The organism is Xanthomonas sp. NCPPB 3442 (assembly GCF_056725145.1).
Genome location: NZ_CM161514.1, coordinates 4,028,516 through 4,049,764, shown reverse-complemented (window position 1 = coordinate 4,049,764; position 21,249 = coordinate 4,028,516). Strand labels below are relative to the sequence as shown.

21 protein-coding genes and 1 pseudogene are annotated in these 21,249 nt (G+C 65.9%); 6 read left to right on the top strand and 16 right to left on the bottom strand.

Annotated elements, in window-relative coordinates:
• Window positions 1-277: 277 nt before the first annotated feature.
• From AC1POX_RS17565 to AC1POX_RS17555, 3 genes and pseudogenes are all read right to left on the bottom strand, one after another.
• The gene (locus AC1POX_RS17565; RefSeq protein ID WP_372356428.1) at window positions 278-1,207 is read right to left on the bottom strand and encodes a DMT family transporter; all 930 of its coding nucleotides are present in this window, start codon (window positions 1,205-1,207) and stop codon (window positions 278-280) included.
• 11 nt (window positions 1,208-1,218) lie between these two features.
• Window positions 1,219-1,467 (bottom strand): annotated as a pseudogene (locus AC1POX_RS17560) (hypothetical protein).
• Window positions 1,468-1,590: 123 nt separating this feature from the next.
• On the bottom strand, window positions 1,591-3,330 hold the full coding sequence (locus AC1POX_RS17555) for a glutamine--tRNA ligase/YqeY domain fusion protein (protein ID WP_011346499.1): 1,740 nt from the start codon (window positions 3,328-3,330) through the stop codon (window positions 1,591-1,593).
• 414 nt (window positions 3,331-3,744) lie between these two features.
• Here AC1POX_RS17555 and AC1POX_RS17550 point away from each other — a divergent pair, with 414 nt between their 5' ends.
• Window positions 3,745-4,386, top strand: coding sequence for a glutathione S-transferase family protein (locus AC1POX_RS17550; protein ID WP_014089452.1), 642 nt, complete (start codon window positions 3,745-3,747; stop codon window positions 4,384-4,386).
• 1 nt (window position 4,387) lies between these two features.
• Entirely contained in the window at window positions 4,388-4,618 is a 231-nt protein-coding gene (locus tag AC1POX_RS17545; RefSeq protein ID WP_029818734.1) for a putative signal transducing protein, read from the top strand.
• Window positions 4,619-4,711: 93 nt separating this feature from the next.
• Here AC1POX_RS17545 and AC1POX_RS17540 read toward each other — a convergent pair whose 3' ends face one another.
• From AC1POX_RS17540 to AC1POX_RS17530, 3 genes are read right to left on the bottom strand one after another with little or no spacing between them, the layout of a single operon-like run.
• Window positions 4,712-5,176 carry a response regulator gene (locus AC1POX_RS17540; protein ID WP_003487509.1) on the bottom strand — a complete coding sequence of 155 codons (465 nt, stop codon included), beginning with the start codon at window positions 5,174-5,176 and terminating at the stop codon, window positions 4,712-4,714.
• The gene (locus AC1POX_RS17535; protein WP_008572609.1) at window positions 5,173-7,083 is read right to left on the bottom strand and encodes an ATP-binding protein; all 1,911 of its coding nucleotides are present in this window, start codon (window positions 7,081-7,083) and stop codon (window positions 5,173-5,175) included. The genes AC1POX_RS17540 and AC1POX_RS17535 overlap by 4 nt, the downstream gene beginning before the upstream one ends.
• On the bottom strand, window positions 7,080-7,787 hold the full coding sequence (locus tag AC1POX_RS17530) for a helix-turn-helix transcriptional regulator (RefSeq protein ID WP_109291192.1): 708 nt from the start codon (window positions 7,785-7,787) through the stop codon (window positions 7,080-7,082). Before AC1POX_RS17530 ends, AC1POX_RS17535 begins: the two co-directional genes overlap by 4 nt.
• 124 nt (window positions 7,788-7,911) lie before the next feature.
• Between AC1POX_RS17530 and AC1POX_RS17525 the strand changes: the two genes are divergently transcribed.
• Both AC1POX_RS17525 and msrA read left to right on the top strand, forming a co-directional pair.
• A complete protein-coding gene (locus AC1POX_RS17525) occupies window positions 7,912-8,427 on the top strand; it encodes an SgcJ/EcaC family oxidoreductase (protein ID WP_011346501.1) in 516 nt (171 codons plus the stop codon).
• A 95-nt stretch (window positions 8,428-8,522) separates the two neighbouring features.
• Window positions 8,523-9,173 carry a peptide-methionine (S)-S-oxide reductase MsrA gene (gene msrA, locus AC1POX_RS17520; RefSeq protein WP_011346502.1) on the top strand — a complete coding sequence of 217 codons (651 nt, stop codon included), beginning with the start codon at window positions 8,523-8,525 and terminating at the stop codon, window positions 9,171-9,173.
• 416 nt (window positions 9,174-9,589) lie between these two features.
• Here the strand turns inward: msrA and AC1POX_RS17515 are convergent, their stop codons facing one another.
• The 6 genes from AC1POX_RS17515 to ahpC form a co-directional block, all read right to left on the bottom strand.
• Window positions 9,590-10,159 carry a type 1 glutamine amidotransferase family protein gene (locus AC1POX_RS17515; RefSeq protein WP_008576347.1) on the bottom strand — a complete coding sequence of 190 codons (570 nt, stop codon included), beginning with the start codon at window positions 10,157-10,159 and terminating at the stop codon, window positions 9,590-9,592.
• A gap of 355 nt (window positions 10,160-10,514) precedes the next feature.
• Complete coding sequence (tal, locus tag AC1POX_RS17510; RefSeq protein ID WP_031421219.1) at window positions 10,515-11,483, bottom strand: transaldolase; 969 nt, start codon at window positions 11,481-11,483, stop codon at window positions 10,515-10,517.
• 51 nt (window positions 11,484-11,534) lie between these two features.
• On the bottom strand, window positions 11,535-11,975 hold the full coding sequence (rnk, locus tag AC1POX_RS17505) for a nucleoside diphosphate kinase regulator (RefSeq protein ID WP_011346504.1): 441 nt from the start codon (window positions 11,973-11,975) through the stop codon (window positions 11,535-11,537).
• 468 nt (window positions 11,976-12,443) lie between these two features.
• A complete protein-coding gene (locus tag AC1POX_RS17500; RefSeq protein ID WP_372356427.1) occupies window positions 12,444-13,385 on the bottom strand; it encodes a LysR substrate-binding domain-containing protein in 942 nt (313 codons plus the stop codon).
• A gap of 91 nt (window positions 13,386-13,476) precedes the next feature.
• Window positions 13,477-15,069, bottom strand: a complete 1,593-nt coding sequence (gene ahpF, locus AC1POX_RS17495) for an alkyl hydroperoxide reductase subunit F (RefSeq protein WP_372173334.1) — start codon at window positions 15,067-15,069, stop codon at window positions 13,477-13,479.
• Between the two features lie 186 nt (window positions 15,070-15,255).
• Window positions 15,256-15,819: an alkyl hydroperoxide reductase subunit C gene (gene ahpC, locus AC1POX_RS17490; RefSeq protein WP_372356426.1), complete on the bottom strand. Its 564-nt coding sequence runs from the start codon at window positions 15,817-15,819 to the stop codon at window positions 15,256-15,258.
• Between the two features lie 202 nt (window positions 15,820-16,021).
• Here ahpC and prmC point away from each other — a divergent pair, with 202 nt between their 5' ends.
• Together prmC and pip are read left to right on the top strand one after the other, a co-directional pair.
• Complete coding sequence (gene prmC / locus AC1POX_RS17485; protein ID WP_218556804.1) at window positions 16,022-16,882, top strand: peptide chain release factor N(5)-glutamine methyltransferase; 861 nt, start codon at window positions 16,022-16,024, stop codon at window positions 16,880-16,882.
• 234 nt (window positions 16,883-17,116) lie between these two features.
• Window positions 17,117-18,058 (top strand): prolyl aminopeptidase, encoded by a 942-nt coding sequence (gene pip / locus AC1POX_RS17480; protein ID WP_122273231.1) that lies wholly within the window; start codon window positions 17,117-17,119, stop codon window positions 18,056-18,058.
• A gap of 210 nt (window positions 18,059-18,268) precedes the next feature.
• Here the strand turns inward: pip and AC1POX_RS17475 are convergent, their stop codons facing one another.
• From AC1POX_RS17475 to AC1POX_RS17460, 4 genes are read right to left on the bottom strand one after another with little or no spacing between them, the layout of a single operon-like run.
• Entirely contained in the window at window positions 18,269-19,054 is a 786-nt protein-coding gene (locus AC1POX_RS17475; protein ID WP_277573168.1) for an N-formylglutamate amidohydrolase, read from the bottom strand.
• Window positions 19,047-19,598 carry an NUDIX hydrolase gene (locus AC1POX_RS17470; RefSeq protein WP_029818743.1) on the bottom strand — a complete coding sequence of 184 codons (552 nt, stop codon included), beginning with the start codon at window positions 19,596-19,598 and terminating at the stop codon, window positions 19,047-19,049. The genes AC1POX_RS17475 and AC1POX_RS17470 overlap by 8 nt, the downstream gene beginning before the upstream one ends.
• Entirely contained in the window at window positions 19,595-20,581 is a 987-nt protein-coding gene (locus tag AC1POX_RS17465) for a 5'-3' exonuclease (protein ID WP_218196063.1), read from the bottom strand. Before AC1POX_RS17465 ends, AC1POX_RS17470 begins: the two co-directional genes overlap by 4 nt.
• Complete coding sequence (locus AC1POX_RS17460; protein WP_008578127.1) at window positions 20,578-21,153, bottom strand: nitroreductase family protein; 576 nt, start codon at window positions 21,151-21,153, stop codon at window positions 20,578-20,580. The genes AC1POX_RS17465 and AC1POX_RS17460 overlap by 4 nt, the downstream gene beginning before the upstream one ends.
• Between the last annotated feature and the right edge of the window lie 96 nt (window positions 21,154-21,249).

Genomic DNA, 21,249 nt, shown 5'->3' with positions numbered 1-21,249 from the left:
GGCAAGGTCCAGTTGCTGCATGCTTTCGTCGCGGCGATCGCTAGGCAGATCGTCATCCGGCCGACCCGGGAGCAGCGTACAGAACACCTCGGCCGGAGTGGCCGCGTTCGAGACGGGCGGCTGCGGCGAGCAGGCCGCCAGGCCGATCGACAGCGAAAACACCGCGCCGCGCAAGGTATTTGCAGGTGGGCGTAAGCATGGTCGCGGGAGGCACATGGCGGCATCGCTGGCTGATACAGCCTGCAATCTAGGCCGCTGCGTGCATCAGGTACCGGGGTCATTTCGCTTCCGCATGCAGTGCTGCGCACCACAGCACGCCGACCAGCAGGCAGGCGATGGCGGCCAGCTCCAATGGCGTGGGCAGGCGCATTTCCCAGGCGAAGCCGTACAGCAGCGCAAACACCGTCTCGAACACGATCATCTGCCCGACCAGGGTCAGCGGCAGCACGCGGCTGGCATGATTCCACAGCGCATTGCCGATGATCGAGGCCAGGATGCCCAGCAACAGCGACACGCCCCAGAAACTGGCCCACTCGAGCGGTGCATGCGCGGCACTGCCGATCAGGGCCGCCGGCGCCAGCAACAACGCCAGTGCGCCGGTGACCACGCCGATCAGCAGCGACCAGTCGCCGCCGGACAGATCCGGGCGCCGCCGCAACCAGCGTGCATTGGCGATCGAATAGGCCGACCACGACACCAGCGCACCCGCCGCGCACAGCAGGCCGGCGATCCGGGTCAGGCGATCGCTTGCCTGCTGGCCGGAGTCGTCCTGCACGGTATCCACTGCCACCAATGTCACGCCGATCACGCACAAGACGCAGGGCGCGGCCAGACGTCGCAATTGCACCGCACCGGCGGCACGCGTCCCGATCACGGTGACCACCACCGGCAACAGCCCGATGATCAACGCCGTTGCCGCGCTGCCTGCCCACTGCACGGCGCTGCCAAGCAGCACGTAATACATCAGGTTTCCCATCAGGCTCAAGCGCACCAACGCCCACCATTCGGCAGCGCCCAGCCGGGCAGCGGTCTGCCGCGCGCGTGGCGCCAGCAGCAAGGTCGCCACGGCGCCATACGAGAGATACCGCGCCACCGCCAATTGCAGCGGCGTAAAAGCGCCCAGCAATTGCGGCGCCAGAAACACCAGCCCCCACAGCGCGCCCGCACCGATTCCGCAGGCGACACCCACCATCAAGCGTTCACGCATCGTGCTGTTCCTCAGGGCATGCATTGCAGCGTGCCGTGCGGCAGGGCGTTGATCAAGGCGGGCGCTGCAGACGGATGCAACGCCGCACGCTGCATCAGTGCGCTGTTCCAGCTTCTGTGATGTCGTCGGTCACACGCATGGCGCCGCGTGCGTGCGATGGCGCTGCGCAAATCAATGGGATGCCATCGCAGCGCATGCGCCACCGCCACGATCGTGATGGCCTGAAGCGGTCCACGGCGTGGCAGCCGCTTGCTGCGCATCGGCGTTGCGGCCAAGAGGGTGCGTGACGACGCAGGTGCCGCCTCTGCAGCCGTGCAGCCGCCGCCCAACCTAGGGAGCAGCGACGCCCGCCTTGCAAGAGCGCCGCTGTCTGTCCTGCGTTGTTACTTGGCCCAGGTATCGCGCAAGGTCACGCTGCGATTGAAGACCGGCGTGGCCGCGCTATGGTCGCGACGGTCGGCAACGAAGTAACCGCTGCGTTCGAACTGGAACGCCTGCTCCGGCGCAGCCATCGCAGCGCTCGGCTCCACGTAGCCGCGCACGTTGCGCTTGGACTCGGGGTTCAGATAATCGCGGTAGGTCTTGCCTTCGGATTCGTCGTCGGGCTTTTCCACCGAAAACAGGCGGTCGTACAGGCGGATTTCCGCTTCCACCGCGTGTACGGCGCTGACCCAGTGGATGGTGCCCTTGACCTTGCGGTTGGCGCCTTCCATGCCCGGACGCGATTCCGGATCGAGCCAGCCGCGCAGTTCGACGATCTCGCCGTCAGCGTTCTTGATCACCTCGTCCACGCGCGCAATGCCTGCGCCGCGCAAGCGGATTTCGCCGCCCGGCACCAGGCGCTTCCAGCCCTTGGGCGGAACCTCGGCAAAATCCTCGCGTTCGATCCACAGCTCGCGCGCAAACGGTACTTCGCGTGTGCCGAAGCTCTCGTCCTTGGGGTGGTTGGAAAACTGCAGCGTTTCGGTGTGGCCTTCCGGCAGGTTGGTCAGCACCAGCTTGAGCGGGTCGATCACCGCCATGCGGCGCGGCGCCGCAGCGTCCAGATCCTCGCGCAGGCAACCTTCCAGCACCGAGAAATCGATCAGCGAGTTCTGCTTGCTGATGCCCACGCGGTCCACGAACAACCGCATCGCCGCCGGCGTATAGCCACGCCGGCGCAGGCCCTGCAGCGTGTACATGCGCGGGTCGTCCCAACCGTCCACCAGCTGCTCTTCCACCAGCGCGGTGAGCTTGCGCTTGCTCATCACCGTGTAGTTGATGTTGAGGCGCGAAAACTCGATCTGACGCGGCTTGGCCGCTTCGCGCGGTAAGCCCTTGTCCAGCAGCGGCTGCAGCAGTTCCGGGTGACCGGCCAGGTCCACCTTGTCCACGCACCAGTCGTACAGCGGGCGGTGGTCTTCAAATTCCAGCGTGCACAGCGAGTGGGTGATGCCTTCCACCGCATCGCCGAGCGAATGCGCGAAGTCGTACATGGGGTAGATCGGCCACGCATTGCCGGTGTTCTGGTGCTCCACATGCTTGATGCGGTATAGCGCCGGGTCGCGCAGGTTGATGTTGCCGCTGGCCATGTCGATCTTGGCGCGCAGCGTGCGCGCGCCGTCCGGGAATTCGCCGGCACGCATGCGTGCGAACAGCTCCAGGTTTTCTTCGACGCTGCGCTCGCGGAACGGCGAATTGCGGCCGGGCTCGGTCAGCGTGCCACGGTATTGGCGCACCTGTTCTGCGGACAGGTCGCACACGAACGCATGGCCATCGCGAATCAGCTTCTGCGCGGCCAGGTAATACACCTGGAAATAATCCGAGGCGTGGCGCAGTTGTGCCCACTCATAGCCCAGCCAGCGCACGTCGTCCTGGATGGCCACCACGAACTCGGGGTCTTCCTTGGCCGGGTTGGTATCGTCCAGGCGCAGGTTGCACAGCCCGCCGAACTCGGCCGCCAGGCCGAAATCCAGGCAGATCGCCTTGGCATGGCCAATATGCAGGTAGCCGTTGGGCTCGGGCGGGAAGCGGGTGCGGATGACCGTGTGCTTGCCGCTGGCCAGATCCTCGCGGACGATCTGGCGGATGAAGTCTTTCTTCTCCGCCGGGGCGGTGGCGTCGGTGGCTAGGGTCTCGGACATGCGCGCATCAGCAATGGGTAAACCGCAAGTTTAGGCGGTGGCACCGGTTAGGGGTAGGCGCGCGGCGCGGCGGGGCGGCTTCCGGGCGTTGGTTTGCGCGGGGTTGGGTCCCGGATAGCCCCTGCAGGCCGTGCCGGCGATGCGCGGATCTGTCGTCGCCGGCTTCACGATGCAACCCACGGCACGCCAGGCGGCGCCGACGGACCTGGCGAGCAGGCGCGGTCGGCGTGCCCATTGCGCAGCAACCACGGTGCAAGGCCCCTCTCACCTCGCGCTTGGCCTTTTCACGTTGTTGGCCCGCACGCGCGGCCTTGCGCGCGTGCTGCAGGACCAGGCGTGCCTGCGGCCGGGCATGGCTGGCGGGTATCGGCCGCGACGCGTACGCTGCGCCGACCCCGTTGAAGCCTCCTGTCCATGCCACTGCCCCGTCTGGTGATCGGCGACAAGACCTTGTCTTCCTGGTCGTTGCGGCCGTGGCTGCTGTTGCGACACTTCAAGGTGCCGTTCGAGGAAGTCGCGCTGCCGCTGGCGACGCCCGAATTCCAGGCGCGCATTGCCGGGTATTCGCCGACCCGCCAGGTGCCGGTGCTGTGGGACGACGCCCTGCATGTGTGGGATTCGCTGGCGATCTGCGAATACATCAACGAGCGCTGGTTGGACGGCCGCGGCTGGCCGGCCGACCTGGCCGTGCGTGCACAGGCGCGCGCGGCCGCGGCAGAGATGCATTCAGGCTTTGCGGCCTTGCGCAGCCAATTGCCGATGAATCTGGCCCGCGCGCCGGGCCCTGCCCAGTGGGATGCCGCGGCCGAGCGCGACATCACGCGCATCCAGGCGCTGTGGGCCAGCCTGCGCGCCGAGCACGGCCATGCCGGGCAGTTCCTGTGCGGGCAGTTCGGCATTGTCGATGCGATGTATGCGCCGGTGGCGCTGCGTTTTTCCAGCTACGGCGTGCCGCTATTTGAAGCGGCCGGAGATTATGTGGCGGCGCTGGATGCATTGCCGGCGCTACGCGACTGGCGCAATGGCGCGCAGCGCGAACGTGCAGAGCGCAGCTGAGATGCAGATCGCCTACCGCGCCAGTTACCTCATCGATGCGCATCTGGCCAAGCACGCGCTGGAAGATGCCGGCATCACCGCGTTTGTCTTCGGCGAATCGCTGCTGGGCGGTGCCGGCGAGCTGCCCGCCTTCGGCGTGCTGCAGGTCTGCGTGGCAGATATGCATTTGACTCAGGCCCAGGCGGTGCTGGCGGAGATCGGCTTGTGCGGGCAGGTCACGCGGGCGCTGTAGCGCAGCGCCGGTCGTAGGAGCGCACCCGGGCCGAGGAGGCTCTGCCGATAAACGCCACGTCGCGCCCAGGTGCGCTCCTACGATGTATGCGCGTCATTCCTGCTGACGCCACCCCGGCGGCGCTGCATCCGGCGCGGCCAATGCGCGCAGACGCTTGAACAACACGGTGGTTTCGGCCACGTTCCAGACCCGCAGTGCGACTTCGAAGGTATCCAGCGGCTTGGTCAAAAAGTCCTTGGCGCCCAGGCCCAGGGCGCGGTGGCGCGCGCTGCGGCTGGGGTCGGCGGTGAGCACGATCACGGGCAGGAACTGGCCAGGGTCTGACAGCCGCGCCAGCTGTTCCAGCAGCGCGTAGCCGTCCAACTCGGGCATCTTCAGATCCAGCAGGATCAGGTCCGGGGCAAATGCCGAGACCAGGCCCATGACCCGGAGCGGATCGGTGGTGGCGATCACTTGCTGGAAACCTTCGCGTTGCAGCAGGTCTTCGAGCAACCGCACGTTGGCCGGCTCGTCGTCGACGATGAGGATGCGGGAACCGAGAATTTCGTCGCGTGTCATGCCAGCAACCCGTCGATCACGGTGAAGAATTCCGCCACGTCGAGCGGCTTGGTCAGATAGGCGCGCACGCCTTGATTGCCCACGCGCGCCAGTGTGGCGGTGGTGGCATCGGCACTGATCACCACCACCGGGATGGCCGCCAGCGCCGGCTGCGCCTGCAATTCGCGCAACAGCTCTTCGCCGTTGCCATCGCTCAGGTGCAGGTCCAGCAGAATCAAATCCGGCGCGCCGTGCTGCAATAGCGCACGCGCCTGCGCCAGGCTGGCCGCCTCGAGCAGCTGCCACTGCGGGCGACGCTCGGTGAGCGTGCGGATCAACGCCTGATTGGATGGATTGTCTTCGATGCTCAACAGCCGGCACACGCCGCTGCCGGCACTGCTTGGAGGTACCAGCGGCCGCGCCGGTTCACTGTGCCGATGCTCGCCCTGCGGCAGCGAAATCCAGAACCGCGCGCCATCGCTGCTGCTGTGCACGCCGATCTGTCCACCCATCGCCTCGATCAAGCGCTTGCTCAGCGCCAACCCCAGCCCGGTGCCTTCCACCGCAGAGCGCTCGGCGCCCAAGCGCTCGAACGGTGTAAACAGGCGGTCGATCTGCGCCGGGGTCAGCCCCGCGCCCTGGTCGGCAACCGTAATACGCACCTGTTCGCCATCGGCCTGCGCGCTCACCTGCACCTGCCCGCCAGTACGATTGAACTTGACCGCGTTCGACAGCAGATTGAGCAGCACCTGGCGCAGCCGCTGCGCATCGGCGCGCACCGTCCACGGTCCGTCGATGGAGGCCGGTTGCAGCGCAATGCCATGCTTGTCGGCATCCGGTGCGATCAGTCCCAGGGCTTCGTGCACGGCCGCGCGTACCGAGACCGGCTCCGGGCTCAGATCAAGTTGATCGGCTTCGATACGCGCGATGTCCAGCAGCTCGGTGATCAACCCGAGCAAGTGCCTGCCGGCACCCAGAATGTGCTGCAGATGCCGCCGATGACCCGGCTCGGGCAGATCCATTTCCAGCACCTGCGCATAGCCCAGGATCGCATTGAGCGGAGTCCGCAGTTCATGGCTGCTGCGCGAGAGAAATTCGGTTTTTGCGCGGTTGGCGGTTTCGGCCTCGCGCCGCGCCAGTTGCGCTTCGGCTGCGCGTGCGGCCAACAATTCGCTGGCTTGCGCCAGACGCTGGCCGACCTGGCCCAGTTCGTCGCCGGCACGCGGCTGCGGTGCCAGCGGCAGGCCTTCGCCCAGCCGGTCGGCGTTGGCGGCCAGGGTGCGCAGGCGCCCGGACAATGCCGAGGCGAACCATGCCACGGCAAATACCGCGCCCAGCCCGCCCAGCATCGCCGCGCTCAAGGTGATGATGAGGTTGCGCTGGCGCAGCCCTTGCGCCTTGGCGGTACGTACCTGCAACTGCGCGGTTTCGTAGTTGCGCAACTCGCGCAGTTCCGCACGCAGGATGTCGAGTTTGTACTTGCCATCCCACAGTTGCCGGATCTCTTCTTCGCGGCTCAGATCCGGTGCCAGCAATCGGCGCCAACCCTGCATTTTTTCCGCAAAAAGCGGCTTGATGCGCGCAAAGCGCCGCGCTTGGCTGGGATCGGTGATGCGTTGCGAAAGACGGTCGGCCACGCGCTGCAGCCGCGGCTCGGCATCGCGATACGGGGTCAGGAATTCATCGCGCCGCACCAGACGATATCCGCGCACGCCGGCCGCGGTTTCGGCCAACAGTGCGTGCGCTTCATACAGATCGCTGAGCACTTCCAGGGTCTGCCGCACGTCGTTTTCGGCGGCGATGTTCTGCCGTTCCACGCTGTAGATCGCCATCAACGCAACGGCCAGCAACAGCAGCGGCAGGGTGACCACCGCCAGGCTTTTGCGGGTAATCGGCCAATCGTTCCAACGCACCGCCAATGCATTCATAGCGCAAGTCCGGATTGGACCGCGTACACCGCGGCCTGGGTGCGATCTTTTACCTCAAGTTTCTGCAGGATTCGCTCCACGTGCACCTTCACCGTGCCGGGAGAAATCCCCAGTTCAGCTGCGAGGGTCGCGTTGGTGAGTCCGCGCGGGAGCAACGACAACACCTGTTTTTCGCGCTTGCTCAACGCGCCCAGACGGTCGTCCTGCAGTGGTTTGCGCCGCCGCGTGGCAACCGGTTTGGCCGGCTCCGCCACCATCGCCGGCAGCAGCAGCGCGAACGCCTGCAGCGCCTGCACGTCGTCATTGCCGGGGGCCGGGCGGCCTTCGCTCCAGGCCACGCAGAGCATGCCGTGCGTGGTGCCCAGCGCGTGGATCGGCACCCTGGCTTCGCGGATGTCGGACGGGCGCGGTGGCATCAACCAGGCCGCTTCCTGGCCGTCGCCAGCGGCGCTGGCACCGGGCGGCAATGCACGGCCGCGGCTGGCCAACACTTGCGCGCGCGGGCCGCGCTGCGCCAGTACCGCGCCGTGTTCCAGGCCCAGCAGCAGCAGCACCCGCCCAAGGACCGCATCGCAGGCCTGCTCGGGGCTGTGCACCTGGCGCAGTGCAACGGCAGCTTCCCACAGCGCCTGCCAACGCGCGCTATCGGAGGCCTCGCGGCGCAAGGCTAGGCGCCAATCGCCAGCATTGGTGGGAGTTTCCATAGGCTCGCTCTAGGCCGATCAGCATATTTGAGTATATGCCACCCGGCAGAATTGTTGGGGCTGCTTGATTTCGATACTGGCCCTGCCCGCTGAGGCACCCCCATCAATCACACGGAGATTTCCCATGCGTCGCACCCTCTTCTCTCTGGTACTGGCTCTGGCTGCCACCCCGGCGCTGGCTGGCGGCGTGATGCATTACACCGACAAGGCCAAGCTGCCGGCCGGCGGCGAGGAACGCGAAGTCGCTGCGCTGTTCGACACCTGGAATGCGGCGTTGGCCACGGGCAATCCGCACAAGGTGGCCGACCTGTACGCACCGGACGGCGTGCTGCTGCCGACGGTCTCCAACGAAGTGCGCGCCTCGCGCGAGCAGATCGAAAACTACTTCGCGATGTTCCTGACCAAGAAGCCGCAGGGCGTGGTCAATTACCGCACCGTGCGCGTGCTCGACGACGACAGCGCCGTGGATGCCGGGGTGTACACCTTCACGCTGACCGACAAGCACGGCAACAAGAGCAACGTGCAGGCCCGCTACACCTTCGTGTACGAAAAGCGCGACGGCAAGTGGTTGATCATCAACCACCACAGCTCGGCGATGCCGGAAGTGGACACGCGCGCGGCGGTTGCCAAGGCGAAGTAATGCGGCGCGGGCGACAGGCGCTGGCCGGGCAGGCTTGAAAGTGGCTCTGGCCGGCGCCATCCAACAGGCAATCCTCACGATTGCGGAGTTGCACCATGCTGGGAATCGGCGCCTTCAAACAACGTATGCCACGCCCGGGCGAGGCACTACCCGGGCGCGAGCAAGCGCTGCCGCTGCATAACACGCACCTGGTCAACGGCCATCCGTTGCGCGGAGAGTTCATCGGTCTGGCCCAGGTGCAATTCGGGCTCGGCTGTTTCTGGGGCGCGGAACGCAAGTTCTGGAACGTGCCAGGGGTCTACACCACAGCGGTGGGTTACGCCGGCGGGCAGACGCCGAACGCGACCTACTCGGAAGTGTGTTCAGGGCAGACCGGCCACACCGAAGCGGTGCTGGTGGTGTTCGACGAACAAGCGGTGTCGTTCGCACAATTGCTGCGCACCTTCTGGGAAAGCCACGACCCCACCCAGGGCATGCAGCAGGGTAACGATGTCGGCACGCAATACCGTTCGGCGATTTACTGCACCACGCAGGCGCAGTACGACGCCGCGCTTGCCAGCCGCGATGCGTATCAGCAACAACTGACTGCAGCCGGGTACGGCGCAATCACCACGGAGATCCGTTTCCCGGCGCCCACGTTCTATTACGCCGAAGACGATCATCAGCAATATCTGGCCAAGCACCCCAATGGTTATTGCGGGCTTGGCGGCACGGGAGTGAGCTGCCCGATCGGGCTGGATGCCTGACGGAAAGGCGGGCCGGATTGAAACGCTGTCGTCCACATGATCGTGGCAGCGTGCCGATGGCCGACAGTGACCGGCAGCGTTATCACGATCAGGCACTGCATGGGAGTGCGTGCTAGGCAACTTGAATGGCTGCGTCGGAGACGGCGCGGCCATTTTTTTTAACGGAGATCGCAGCACACGCTGGCGATGGGACGATATGTCTGTAAGGTGAACCGGCTCGGCGACGCTGTACAGCGAATCGGTGGTGTGAGTTGTTGCGGCGAGCGCCGCAGAGGGCCGGGCAGCACATCATCGGAGGCTGCTCAGCGCGGGCAAATACTCCTGGTGATTGGCCGCGAACGGTATGCAGACTCGATACAAGCAATCAGCACGGTGAGCCAGGGCGGGCATCAGCTTACCGGCTTAAATCCGTTGGATTAAACGAATTCTCCGGCAAACATGCCGCGCAACTGGGCAAGCGTATCGGTGCGCTCCGGATGCAATTGCCGCATGCATGCCAATGCAAAATTCACCGGGCTGGTGCCAGGTGCGGTGATGACGCCATCGGCGCTGACGACCTTTTCGTGGCGATAGTGCGCGGCGCCTGCGTACGGCACCACGTGCTCCTGCAAGAAGGCCAACGCGTTGCTGGTGTGCGCGCGCTCATCGAGCAGGCCGGCATAGGCGAAGGCGAGGGTGGCGCCGCAAATCGCCGCGACCGGGCGCTGCTGCTGCACGCGCTCGACCAGCAAGCCGCTCAGCCCGGGAATTTCGCCGGCTTGCCAGCGTTCGCTGCCGGGCAGGATCCACAGATCGGCCTGCAGTGGCGCCAGATCGGAGAGGGCGAATTCTGGCGTGATGCGCACCCCGCCGATGGACTGCAGCGGTTGCCCGTCGATACTGGCGATGGCGACCTGGTCGCCGAACCATTCGCGTGCTGCCGGCAGCACCACGCCGATTTCCCAATCGGCCACGCCATCGACCATCACCACTGCAATGTTTGCCATTGTCCGTTACGCCAGTTGAGTGAATCCGAATTCTAGGCAGTGCGCGTGCAGCGGGTGTAAGCGATATGTGGAGAGCAGGGGGGTTGGTCCAAGCGGTACACGGCGCAGGCATGGCTGTACTGTGCCGCGCGGTCTTCTGTCTGTCGTGCAGAGGTGCTGATAGGCGGCCGCTGTCGATCCCCGGCAATGCCGGCTGCGGAAGCGGTAACGCCCACGTCCACGAGCTGCCCGCATCCTTACCCGTCATCGCGATGCAGACCGGCTTGGCCGCACATCTCTAAACCAGACTCAAAAACGACAACGCCCGCAGCCAGGCAGCTGCAGGCGTTGTATGCAGAACAGGCTCGCTGGGTGATCAGCCAGCGAGCTTGTCGGCGATGGTCTTGCGCAGTGCGTGCAAGTCCTTGGCGAACGTGTCGATACCGCCGGCCAGCTTCTCGGTGGCCATCGGGTCGGCGGCCAGGCCCGAAGCGAAGCTGTCGCTGTCGATCGGGGTGAACTGGGCATTGTCGGCCTTGGCCGGCGAGAGCTTGCGCGGCAATTCGCCGTGCTCGGCGTCGAGCTTTTCCAGCAGGTCCGGCGAAATAGTCAGGCGGTCGCAACCTGCCAACGCTTCGATCTGCGCGGTGGAGCGGAACGAGGCGCCCATGACCACGGTGGACGAGCCGCGCTGCTTGAACTCGTTGTAGACGGTGCGCACGAAGACCACGCCCGGGTCTTCGTCGATGCTGGCCGGGGTCTGCCCCTGGGCGACGTAGTAGTCCAGGATGCGGCCGACGAACGGCGAGATCAGGAACACGCCGGCTTCCGCACAGGCCAGCGCCTGCGCGCGGTTGAAGATCAATGTCAGGTTGCAGTCGATGCCTTCGCGCTGCAGCTGGCGCGCGGCTTCGATGCCTTCCCAGGTCGCTGCAATCTTGATCAGGATCTTGTCCTTGGACACGCCGCGCTCGGCGTACATCGCAACGAACTTGCGCGCCTTGGCGATGGTGGCCTGGGTGTCGTACGCCAGGTCGGCATCGACTTCGGTGGAGACACGGCCCGGGACCAGCTCGGCCAGCTTGACGCCGACGCCGACGGTGAGGCGGTCGGCCACTTCGTTGACGGTGCTGGTGCGGTCTTCGCCACCGTGTTCGCGGCCCCAGGCCAGTTCGCGCTCGATCAGGTCGGCATACACCGGCAGATCCAATGCCTTTTTGACCAGGGTGGGATTGGTGGTGCAGTCGACCGGCTTCAGGCGCTTGATGGCGTCGTAATCGCCGGTATCGGCAACGACAACGGACAGTTCACGCAGCTGGGCGAGCTTGGAGGGGGATGCAGTCATGCGGGTTCTCTCGAATCGTGGAACGGGTCGGGGATGGCGCAGCGCGTTACGTTAGCGCGCCGCGCGCCGGAAGTCGCCCGCCGCTGCGGGTTGGTCGTGCACGGCAGTCACGCGCAGGCGCAGGTCGCGTCCGTCGGGCGTACGCCAATCGATGCTCTGGCCGACCGACAGGCCGAGCAATGCGCTGCCGACCGGCGCGAGCACCGAGATGCGGCCGTGCTGCACATCGGCCTCATGCGGGTACACAAGGGTGAGCGTATGCCGTTCGCCATGCAGTTGGTCCTCGCATTCGATGCGTGAGTGCATGGTGACAACATCGCCGGGAATCTGGTCGGGCGGCAGCACGCGGGCGCGGCCCAGTTCGTCGCTCAGCGCAGTGGCGGCGGGATGCTTGTTGAAGGCTGGCGAATCGAGCAATGCCTCAAGCCGGGCAAGGTCGTGGCTGGACACCAGGATGGATGGCGGCAAGCCGCTGTGGTGTTGCGAAGTCATGGCAATCTCCTCATAGAAACGGCTCGCCGACATGGCAAGCAGCACTGACAAGATGAGGGCGCCGGCGGCTGATCGCAATGCATGGATGGTGCGAAGCCAAGACATCGGCAGGGACGCCAGGCAGTCGCTGCGGGCCTGGTGCGGCGAGCAAGCGCTGCGGTTGAGACAACCGGAGGGGGAAGGCATACAGCCGCTGCAAACGAGCCTGCGCCCACCGCGTGCCGCAAACGCCGCGCCATCGGTCTCAAGCAAGGGAATAAATCGCATGGTCGCGTGGGCAGTGTGCCGCCCGCCAGCCGCGTCGCGCGGACAGCGGCGGATTGATGCGCCGCCGACCTTGGGCAAGAGTGCTGCACACAAACAAAAAGCGACGCTCGCGCGCCGCCCAATTCCAAACCTCCAACCGCAGCCAAAGCGACCGCAACCGCGATACGCTTTTACGATTCCCGATTCCCGATTCCCGATTCCCTAAGCCGCAACCGCCTTCGGTCCCATCGCAGGCTGATCCAGGGTGAACAGGCTCTCGGGCAATTCCTTGAACAGTTGCGACAACTGCTCCAGAAACGCGGTCATGGCCGAACTGCGCCGCCACGCCATCGCAATGCGGCGGCTGGGCTGCTTGTCTTCACGGAAGCGGATCAGGCGGATGTTTTCCGAGCGCGCAACCGGAGGCTTGACCGCCAGCAGCGGCAGCAAGGTCACGCCGACATTCGCCGCGACCATCTGGCGCAGGGTTTCCAAACTGGTGGCCTGAAATTCGGATTTTTCCATCGCCCCGGCCAGGTGGCAGACATCCAGTGCTTGGTCGCGCAAGCAGTGGCCATCTTCCAGCAGCAACAGGCGCTGCTCGGACAAGTCGTCCAGGGTCAAGCTGTCGTGTCGCGACAGCGGGTGGCCTTCCGGCACGGCCAGCACGAAGGGTTCTTCGAACAGGAATTCGGCATGCAGTTGGTCGTCCTGCAATGGCAATGCAAGCAGCGCGGCATCCAGCCGGCCTTCGCGCAACTGGTGCATCAGCTGGTCGCTCTTTTCTTCGATCAGCAGCAATTCCAGACGCGGAAAACGCTCGCGGATGCGCGGTACCACGTGCGGCAACAAATACGGTGCCAGGGTGGGAAAGATGCCCAGACGTACCGTGCCCGCTTCCGGGTCCTGGCTGCGGCGTGCGGCTTCCTTCATCTGTTCCACCTCGGCCACGATGCTGCGCGCACGCACGGCAGCTTCGCGGCCGGCCGGGGTCAGCATGACCTTGCGCGGCGCACGCTCCACCAGCGACACGCCGAGTTCGTCTTCGAGTTTCTTGATCTGGGTGGACAGCGTCGGCTGGCTGACAAAGCAGGCCGACGCAGCGCGGCCGAAATGCTTGTGGTCGGCCAGGGCTACCAGATATTTCAGGTCACGCAGATTCATGTGCAGCAGCCTTCATTGCGGTGACGGGGAACGACTGGCGCGTGTTGCAAGCTTAGCGCCCGGGTCGGCCGGGCGCTAAGCAGGCGCTCGCTTATGCCGCCTGGGCCACGCTGTCGGCAGTGGCCGGTGCGCTGGTGCGGATCAGATGGTCGAATGCGCTCAACGCGGCCTTGGAACCTTCGCCCATCGCGATCACGATCTGCTTGTACGGCACCGTGGTGGCGTCGCCCGCGGCGAACACGCCGGGCACATCGGTCTGGCCACGGTCGTCGACGATGATTTCGCCGCGCGGCGACAGCGCCACCGTGCCGCGCAGGAACTCGGTGTTGGGCAGCAGGCCGATCTGCACGAACACACCTTCCAGCTCGATGTGCTGGATATCGCCGCCGGTGCGGTCCTTGTAGACCAGGCCAGTCACCTTCTGCCCGTCGCCCAGCACCTCAGTGGTCTGCGCGCTGGTGATGATGCGCACGTTGTGCAGGCTGCGCAGCTTGCGTTGCAACACTTCGTCGGCGCGCAGCTTGTCGTCAAATTCCACCAGCGTGACATGCGCCACAATGCCGGCCAGATCGATCGCCGCTTCCACGCCGGAGTTGCCTCCGCCGATCACCGCCACGCGCTTGCCCTTGAACAGCGGGCCGTCGCAGTGCGGGCAGTACGCCACGCCCTTGTTCTTGTACTGGTCTTCGCCGGGCACGTTCATCTGCCTCCAGCGCGCGCCGGTGGACAGGATCACGGTCTTGCTCTTGAGCGAGGCACCGTTAGCTAGCCTGATTTCGATCAGGCCGTCGGCACCGGCCGGAATCAGCTGCTCGGCACGCTGCAGGTTCATGATGTCCACGTCGTATTGGCGCACGTGCTGCTCGAGCGCGGCGGCCATCTTCGGGCCTTCGGTTTCCGGCACGGAGATGAAGTTTTCGATCGACATGGTGTCCAGCACCTGGCCACCGAAACGCTCGGCCGCCACGCCGGTGCGGATGCCCTTGCGTGCGGCATACACCGCCGCCGCCGAACCGGCTGGGCCACCGCCCACCACCAAAACGTCGAACGCTTCTTTCGCGGCGATTTTCGCTGCGTCGCGCTTGGCGGCATTGGTGTCGAGCTTGGCGACAATCTGCTCCAGCGTCATGCGGCCCTGGTCGAACAGCTCGCCGTTCAAGTACACGGTGGGCACCGACATGATCTGGCGGGCCTCCACTTCGTCCTGGAACCAGGCACCGTCGATGGCCACGTGCTTGATGCGCGGGTTGAGCACGGCCGCCAGGTTCAGCGCCTGCACCACGTCCGGGCAGTTCTGGCACGACAGCGAGAAATAGGTTTCGAACTGGTAGTCGCCCTCCAGGTGCTGCACCTGCTCGATCAGTTCGGCAGCCGCCTTGGACGGGTGGCCGCCCACCTGCAGCAGCGCCAGCACCAGCGACGTGAACTCGTGGCCCATCGGCAGCCCGGCAAAGCGCAGCGAAATGTCCTGGCCCGGCGTGGTCAGTGCGAACGACGGCTTGCGCTGGTTGTCGTCGCGGTGGATGTCCAGGCTGATCTTGTCCGAGAGCAGGACCAACTCTTCCAGCAGGTCGAGCATTTCGCGCGAGCCGGCACTGTCGTCGATCGAGGCGTTGATTTGAATCGGCCGCGTCACCCGTTCCAGGTAGGCGGTCAGCTGGGTCTTGAGATTGGCATCCAACATGGAGAACTCCTGGGAATGGGCAAGGGGAGGGCGTGGCGTCGCTGCGCTGAGGCAGGTCGCCGGGAAGGAAGGGAGTGAACCGCAGCCGGCGCGAGGTCGGGATGCGTGCTGGCGGCGGCTGGCGGGCAGCCCGGCACCGGCTCCGGTTCACCCCCGGCCCTTATCGGGCCGGAAGTGACAGCCGGCTTAGATCTTGCCGACCAGGTCCAGCGACGGAGCCAGGGTCTTGGCGCCTTCCTTCCACTTGGCCGGGCAGACCTGGCCAGGATTGTTGGCCACGAACTGTGCCGCGGTCAGCTTGCGCAGCGTCTCGGTGACGTCGCGAGCGATGGAGTTGTCGTGGATTTCCAGGGTCTTGATCACGCCTTCCGGATTGATGATGAAGGTGCCGCGCAGCGCCAGGCCTTCTTCTTCGATATGCACGCCGAACGCGCGGGTCAGCTTGTGGGTCGGGTCGCCGATCAACGGGAACTGCGCCTTGCCCACGGCCGGCGAGGTTTCGTGCCACACCTTGTGCGAGAAATGCGTGTCGGTGGTGACGATGTAGACCTCGGCGCCAGCCCTCTGGAAGGCGGCATAGTTGTCGGCGGCGTCTTCCACTTCGGTCGGGCAGTTGAAGGTGAACGCGGCCGGCATGAAGATCAGCACCGACCACTTGCCCTTCAGGCTGGCTTCGGTGACTTCGATGAAGTTGCCGTTGTGGTACGCATTCGCCTTGAACGGCTGGACCTGAGTGTTGATGAGAGACATTGAGTTTCCTCGTGCGGTGAAAAGGGGGCGGGGGATGGAACAGGCGCCATGGTAGGCAGGATCGATAGATTCCTCAAATCGATTGATGGAATTGCATAGATAGTCTTAGGCTATCGACTCGTCAGATGGCATCTAGCGCAATCGCGGTGCACGCCATGGTCGATAATGGTCAGCCAATGTTGCGTGTAGGTGAACAGCCCGTATGTCCGACGATCTCGCCGCCATTCCCGCCGATCAGCTGCTTCGCCGCGTTGCCGGGCGGGTCGAGCGTGGCGATGCCGAAGCGCTGATGCTGCACGCGCTGGGCCGTGATCGTGCCTGGTTGTTCATGCACGGGCGCGATGCGGTGCCTCTATCGGTCGCGCAGGCCTTCGATGCCTTGGTGCAGCGCCGTGAGGCCGGCGAGCCGGTGGCCTATCTGACCGGCTCGCGCGGATTCTGGACGCTGGACCTGGCGGTCTCGCCGGCCACGCTGATCCCGCGCGCCGATACCGAGGTGCTGGTCGAGCTCGCGCTGGAGCGCCTGGACACCGTGCCAGGCCGTCGTGTCGCCGATCTGGGGACCGGCAGCGGCGCGATCGCGCTGGCCATCGCCAGTGAACGTCCGCAGGCGCAGGTGATCGCCACCGATGCCAGCGCCGCGGCGCTGGCGATGGCCCGGCGCAATGCAGACAGCCATGGGCTGCGCAATGTCGACTGCCGGCAGGGGAGCTGGTTTGCGCCGCTGGCTGGCGAGGCCTTCGACCTGATCGCCAGCAACCCGCCGTATATCGCTGCCCACGACCCGCACCTGCAGCAGGGCGATCTGCGCTACGAACCGGCCAGTGCCCTGGCCTCGGGCAGCGACGGGCTGGACGATATTCGCCTGATCGTGGCCGATGCGCCTGCGCATCTGCTGCCCGGCGGCTGGTTGCTGCTGGAGCATGGCTGGGACCAGGGAGCGGCGGTGTCCGAACTGCTGGCCGCGCGCGGCTTCGCTGCGGTGGCCACGCATCAGGATCTGGAGCGGCGCGATCGCGTGACCTTGGGGCGCTGGTCGCCAACTGCGGGCCAGGCCGGCTGAGCAATTGCCGCAGCGTCATTGTCGGCAGACTGGCCGCGCGTTCCGAAGCGGAGCACGCGCGTTCGATCGAGCGGTCGTGCGCACCGAGTGCGCCCGCCTGCCGGCAAGCGCGCAAGGTCGATGTGCTCTTCAGCGCCTCGCCCATCACCGCGCACCGGTCTTTTCGATCACATGGCGTTGCCCGTGTGCGCCCGCAGCAGCCGATACACTAGCGGTTTCCCGCAGGACCGACGCATGCGCACGCTCTATCCCGAGATCACGCCCTACCAGCAGGGCAGCCTGAAGGTCGACGACCGCCACACGCTGTATTTCGAGCAGTGCGGCAATCCGCAGGGCAAGCCGGTGGTGATGTTGCATGGCGGCCCTGGCGGCGGATGCAACGACAAGATGCGGCGCTTCCACGACCCGGCCAAGTACCGCATCGTGTTGTTCGATCAGCGCGGTTCCGGCAGGTCCACGCCGCATGCCGATCTGGTGGACAACACCACCTGGGATCTGGTGGCCGATATCGAACGGCTGCGCACGCATCTGGGCATCGACCGCTGGCAGGTGTTCGGGGGCAGCTGGGGCTCCACGCTGGCGCTGGCCTATGCGCAGACCCACCCGCAGCAGGTCACCGAGCTGGTGCTGCGCGGCATCTTTCTGCTGCGCCGCTTCGAACTGGAATGGTTCTACCAGGAAGGCGCCAGCCGGCTGTTCCCGGATGCCTGGGAGCACTACATCAACGCGATTGCACAGGACGAGCGCGGCGACCTGATCGCTGCCTTCCATCGCCGCCTCACCAGCGATGACGAGGCCACGCGCCTGGCCGCGGCCAAGGCCTGGAGCGTGTGGGAAGGCGCCACCAGCTTCCTGCATGTGGACGAGGACTTCGTCACCGGGCATGAAGACGCGCACTTTGCCCTGGCGTTCGCACGCATCGAAAACCATTACTTCGTCAACGGCGGTTTCTTCGAGGTCGAAGACCAGTTGCTGCGCGACGCGCATCGCATTGCCGACATTCCCGGCGTGATCGTGCACGGCCGCTACGATGTGGTCTGCCCGCTGCAAAGCGCGTGGGACCTGCACAAGGTGTGGCCGAAGGCGCAGTTGCAGATCAGCCCGGCTTCCGGGCATTCGGCGTTCGAGCCGGAAAACGTCGATGCCTTGGTGTGTGCCACCGACGGGTTTGCGTGAGCGAATGCATGCACATCGATCAGAGTTCGCTTTGGTCGATGTGCATGATCACTCCGCGGCACGCGCTGAGGTGCGATGACATACGCATGACGTGTAGGAGCGCGCTTGCGCACACTGCGGCGTTACCGGTAACGCTCCATCGCGCGCAAGCGCGCTCCTACAGATTGCAGATGTTCAACGTGCCTGCATGCAGGCGCCAAACGCTGCTGCTCAAGGCGCCAGCAAGGCATCTGCCAACGGCGGCAGGATGCGCGCCAGGCGCGCTGCCCAGGCCTGTTGCCCGGCCGCGTCGGCAATCAGGTCCTGGCGGATTTCCAGTTCCACATGCAGCAGGCCGCGGCCCTCGCCATACACCGGGATGGCGTAATCGGTGGCATCGCTGACCGCATACGGCTGGTTGTCGCCCACCACCAGGTCGGGTTCGGCACGCAGCGCCTGCAACAGGCGATGCGCCAGCCGCGTATCGCGGTGGTAGAGCACGCCGGCATGCCAGGGCCGCGCGTTGCCGGCCATGACCGGGGTGAAGCTGTGCATCGACACCAATATTGTCGGCTGACTGCGCTGTGCACGCGCATCCAGTTCGGCGGCGATGCGTGCGTGATACGGCGCGAAGATCGCAGCGATGCGCTGCTGCCGGTCGCTGTCGGTCAGGTGCTGGTTGCCCGGAACCAAGGTGCCGTCGCTGACCGCCGGCATCAGGCTGGGTGCGTCGTGCGGGCGGTTGCAGTCGATCACCAGGCGCGAATACGTCTGCGCGATGGCCAACGCATCCAGCGCCTCGGCCAGCCGCTGCGTGACCTGCGCAATGCCGATATCCCAGCCGATATGGCGATCCAGCTCAGCCTGCGGCAGGCCCAGGTCGGCCAGCCGCGCCGGCACGCGCTGGCCGGCGTGGTCGGCGATCAACAGCCACGGCGATGCGGCCTGCGCGTTGTGCACGGTGAACGGCGCCGGATCGTCGGCGCCGAGCAAGGGTTCGATGGCTGCGTCAGCCACGCGGGGTGCCGTCCAATGCGTGATCGGCCAGATACAGGCCGGCCCACAGTTTGGGGTCCATCTGATAGCCCTCGGCCATCTTCTGCACCAGCCAGGCGCCGACCTGCGCGCGTGGAATTTCGTGCACGGTGATGTCTTCGCTAGCATCGCCGCCGCCGTCACCGACCTTGCGCAGACCGGTGGCGCGCACGAAGGCGATCTTCTCGCTGCTGGCGCCGGCCGAAGTGGGGCCGATCATCAACACTTCGGCATGCTCGGCGGTCCAGCCGGTTTCTTCTTCCAGTTCGCGAATGGCCGACAGTTCGATCGACTCATCGGCATGCACATCGCCTACCAGTCCGGCCGGCATTTCGATGGTGCGCGCCTGCAGCGGCACGCGGAACTGTTCGACGAACAACATCGCATCGTCCGGCGTCACCGCCACGATGATCGCGGCCAGGCCGCCGGCATGCACACGCTCGGAATACTCCCAGGTGCCACGCACGACCATGCGCTGGTACTTGCCTTCGTAGACCACGGTGGGCGGGGTGTCGTGTCGGTTCATGGGCGGGGACCTTGTGCCAGGGAAACGGGAGGAAACGGTGCGGCGGCGCCGGTGCTGGCGGCCAACAGACGGCGCCGGGTGAGCGGGCCGAAGCGCAGGCTCTCGCACAACCCTGTGAGCATGTCCGCATCGGCGTGGGCACGCGTGAAGCCGGTTTCGGTCAGCGCCAGCGGCGCGTCGAGCGCGATGGTGGTGAGCTGACGCCACAGCAATGCGTGTTCGCGCTGTTCGCGCAGCCGCACCGCCATTTGCGCCGCGCCGCGCAGGCGCAGGAAGGGAATCTCGTCGATGCGTTCCAACAGCGCATCCAGGCTGCCGAAGTGCGCCAGCAGCACCGCCGCCGATTTGGCGCCGATGCCGGTCACGCCGGGGATGTTGTCGATGGCATCGCCGCATAACGCCAGGTAGTCGGCGATCTGGTGCGCATGCACGCCATGGCGCGCCTTCACCCCGTCGATGCCCCAGCGCTGGTTGCGCGCGTAGTCCCATTGCTCGTCATGCTCGAGCAATAACTGCGACAGGTCCTTGTCGGCCGACACGATCACTCCGCGCAAGCCGTGCGCCCGCGCGCTGTGCAGCGCGCTGCCGATCAGGTCGTCGGCCTCGTAATCGCGGTGGGCCAGCACGCTCAGCCCGAGCGCTGCGCACAGCGCCTTGCAATGCGCGAACTGGCGGCGCAACGCATCCGGCGCAGGCGTGCGGTTGCCTTTGTAGGCCGGGTAGATCGCATGCCGGAAGCAGCTGTCCAGGGCTTCGTCAAAGGCAATGGTGATGTGCTGCGGATCCTCGCGTTCGAGCAGGTCCAGCAGAAACCGCGCAAACCCGTGCACCGCATTGGTCGGCCAGCCCTGCGCATCCTGAAATTCGTCCGGGATGGAATGCCAGGCGCGGAACACGTACAGGCTGGCATCCACCAGATACAGCGGGGTCGGGCGCCGGATGGCCAGCGGCGCAGCGTCGAGCGGGTCGGTCGGTGTGGTCACGGGGTCCAGTCGCGCAGCAAGGCACGCGGGTCCGGGCGCTCGCGTTCGGGCACCTGCATGCGTGGCGTGCCGATGTGGATGAAGCCGGCGATGCGTTCGTTGTCTTCCAGGCCCAGGTAGCCCGTCACCGCCGGGTCGTAGGCCATCCACGCGCTCAACCACTGCGCGCCGAAGCCGTGCGCCTGCGCGGCCTGCAGCAGCGCGAAACAGACGCAGCCGGCGGTGAGCAGTTGCTCCTGCACGGGCACCTTGTGCTCGGGGCGCAGCGAGGCGATCACCACGATCACCACCGGTGCGTCGCTGAAGCGTCCACGTTCCTTGGCAAGGGTGGCCGGCGATGCCAGCGGGTCGGCGGCCAGGGTGCGCTCGGCGAGGAAATCCCCCAGCGCAGCGCGCGCGGCGCCGCTGATGCGCAGAAAACGGAACGGCACCAGCTTGCCGTGGTCGGGCACGCGCACCGCCGAGGTGAGCATGCGCAGCAAGGTGTCTTCATCCGGCCCGGGCGCGCCGAGTTGTTTGGAGGGAACCGAACGGCGCGCGTCCAGCGCCTGGAGCGAATACGGTGCGTGCATAAATCCGGGTCGGGGCAACGAGGCATTGAATTATAGACGGCCGCTTCCCAACGCTCGCCGCAGCATGGCCGGTGGGGGCCGTGGCCGCCGCGATCG

Excerpts from the sequence above, each read along its gene's own strand:
- AC1POX_RS17565 (WP_372356428.1), bottom strand. The coding sequence starts at position 1,207 with ATGCGTGAACGCTTGATGGTGGGTGTCGCCTGCGGAATCGGTGCGGGC.
- AC1POX_RS17555 (WP_011346499.1), bottom strand. The coding sequence starts at position 3,330 with ATGTCCGAGACCCTAGCCACCGACGCCACCGCCCCGGCGGAGAAGAAA.
- AC1POX_RS17550 (WP_014089452.1), top strand. The coding sequence starts at position 3,745 with ATGCCACTGCCCCGTCTGGTGATCGGCGACAAGACCTTGTCTTCCTGG.
- AC1POX_RS17545 (WP_029818734.1), top strand. The coding sequence starts at position 4,388 with ATGCAGATCGCCTACCGCGCCAGTTACCTCATCGATGCGCATCTGGCC.
- AC1POX_RS17540 (WP_003487509.1), bottom strand. The coding sequence starts at position 5,176 with ATGACACGCGACGAAATTCTCGGTTCCCGCATCCTCATCGTCGACGAC.
- AC1POX_RS17535 (WP_008572609.1), bottom strand. The coding sequence starts at position 7,083 with ATGAATGCATTGGCGGTGCGTTGGAACGATTGGCCGATTACCCGCAAA.
- AC1POX_RS17530 (WP_109291192.1), bottom strand. The coding sequence starts at position 7,787 with ATGGAAACTCCCACCAATGCTGGCGATTGGCGCCTAGCCTTGCGCCGC.
- AC1POX_RS17525 (WP_011346501.1), top strand. The coding sequence starts at position 7,912 with ATGCGTCGCACCCTCTTCTCTCTGGTACTGGCTCTGGCTGCCACCCCG.
- msrA (WP_011346502.1), top strand. The coding sequence starts at position 8,523 with ATGCTGGGAATCGGCGCCTTCAAACAACGTATGCCACGCCCGGGCGAG.
- AC1POX_RS17515 (WP_008576347.1), bottom strand. The coding sequence starts at position 10,159 with ATGGCAAACATTGCAGTGGTGATGGTCGATGGCGTGGCCGATTGGGAA.
- tal (WP_031421219.1), bottom strand. The coding sequence starts at position 11,483 with ATGACTGCATCCCCCTCCAAGCTCGCCCAGCTGCGTGAACTGTCCGTT.
- rnk (WP_011346504.1), bottom strand. The coding sequence starts at position 11,975 with ATGACTTCGCAACACCACAGCGGCTTGCCGCCATCCATCCTGGTGTCC.
- AC1POX_RS17500 (WP_372356427.1), bottom strand. The coding sequence starts at position 13,385 with ATGAATCTGCGTGACCTGAAATATCTGGTAGCCCTGGCCGACCACAAG.
- ahpF (WP_372173334.1), bottom strand. The coding sequence starts at position 15,069 with ATGTTGGATGCCAATCTCAAGACCCAGCTGACCGCCTACCTGGAACGG.
- ahpC (WP_372356426.1), bottom strand. The coding sequence starts at position 15,819 with ATGTCTCTCATCAACACTCAGGTCCAGCCGTTCAAGGCGAATGCGTAC.
- prmC (WP_218556804.1), top strand. The coding sequence starts at position 16,022 with ATGTCCGACGATCTCGCCGCCATTCCCGCCGATCAGCTGCTTCGCCGC.
- pip (WP_122273231.1), top strand. The coding sequence starts at position 17,117 with ATGCGCACGCTCTATCCCGAGATCACGCCCTACCAGCAGGGCAGCCTG.
- AC1POX_RS17470 (WP_029818743.1), bottom strand. The coding sequence starts at position 19,598 with ATGAACCGACACGACACCCCGCCCACCGTGGTCTACGAAGGCAAGTAC.
- AC1POX_RS17460 (WP_008578127.1), bottom strand. The coding sequence starts at position 21,153 with ATGCACGCACCGTATTCGCTCCAGGCGCTGGACGCGCGCCGTTCGGTT.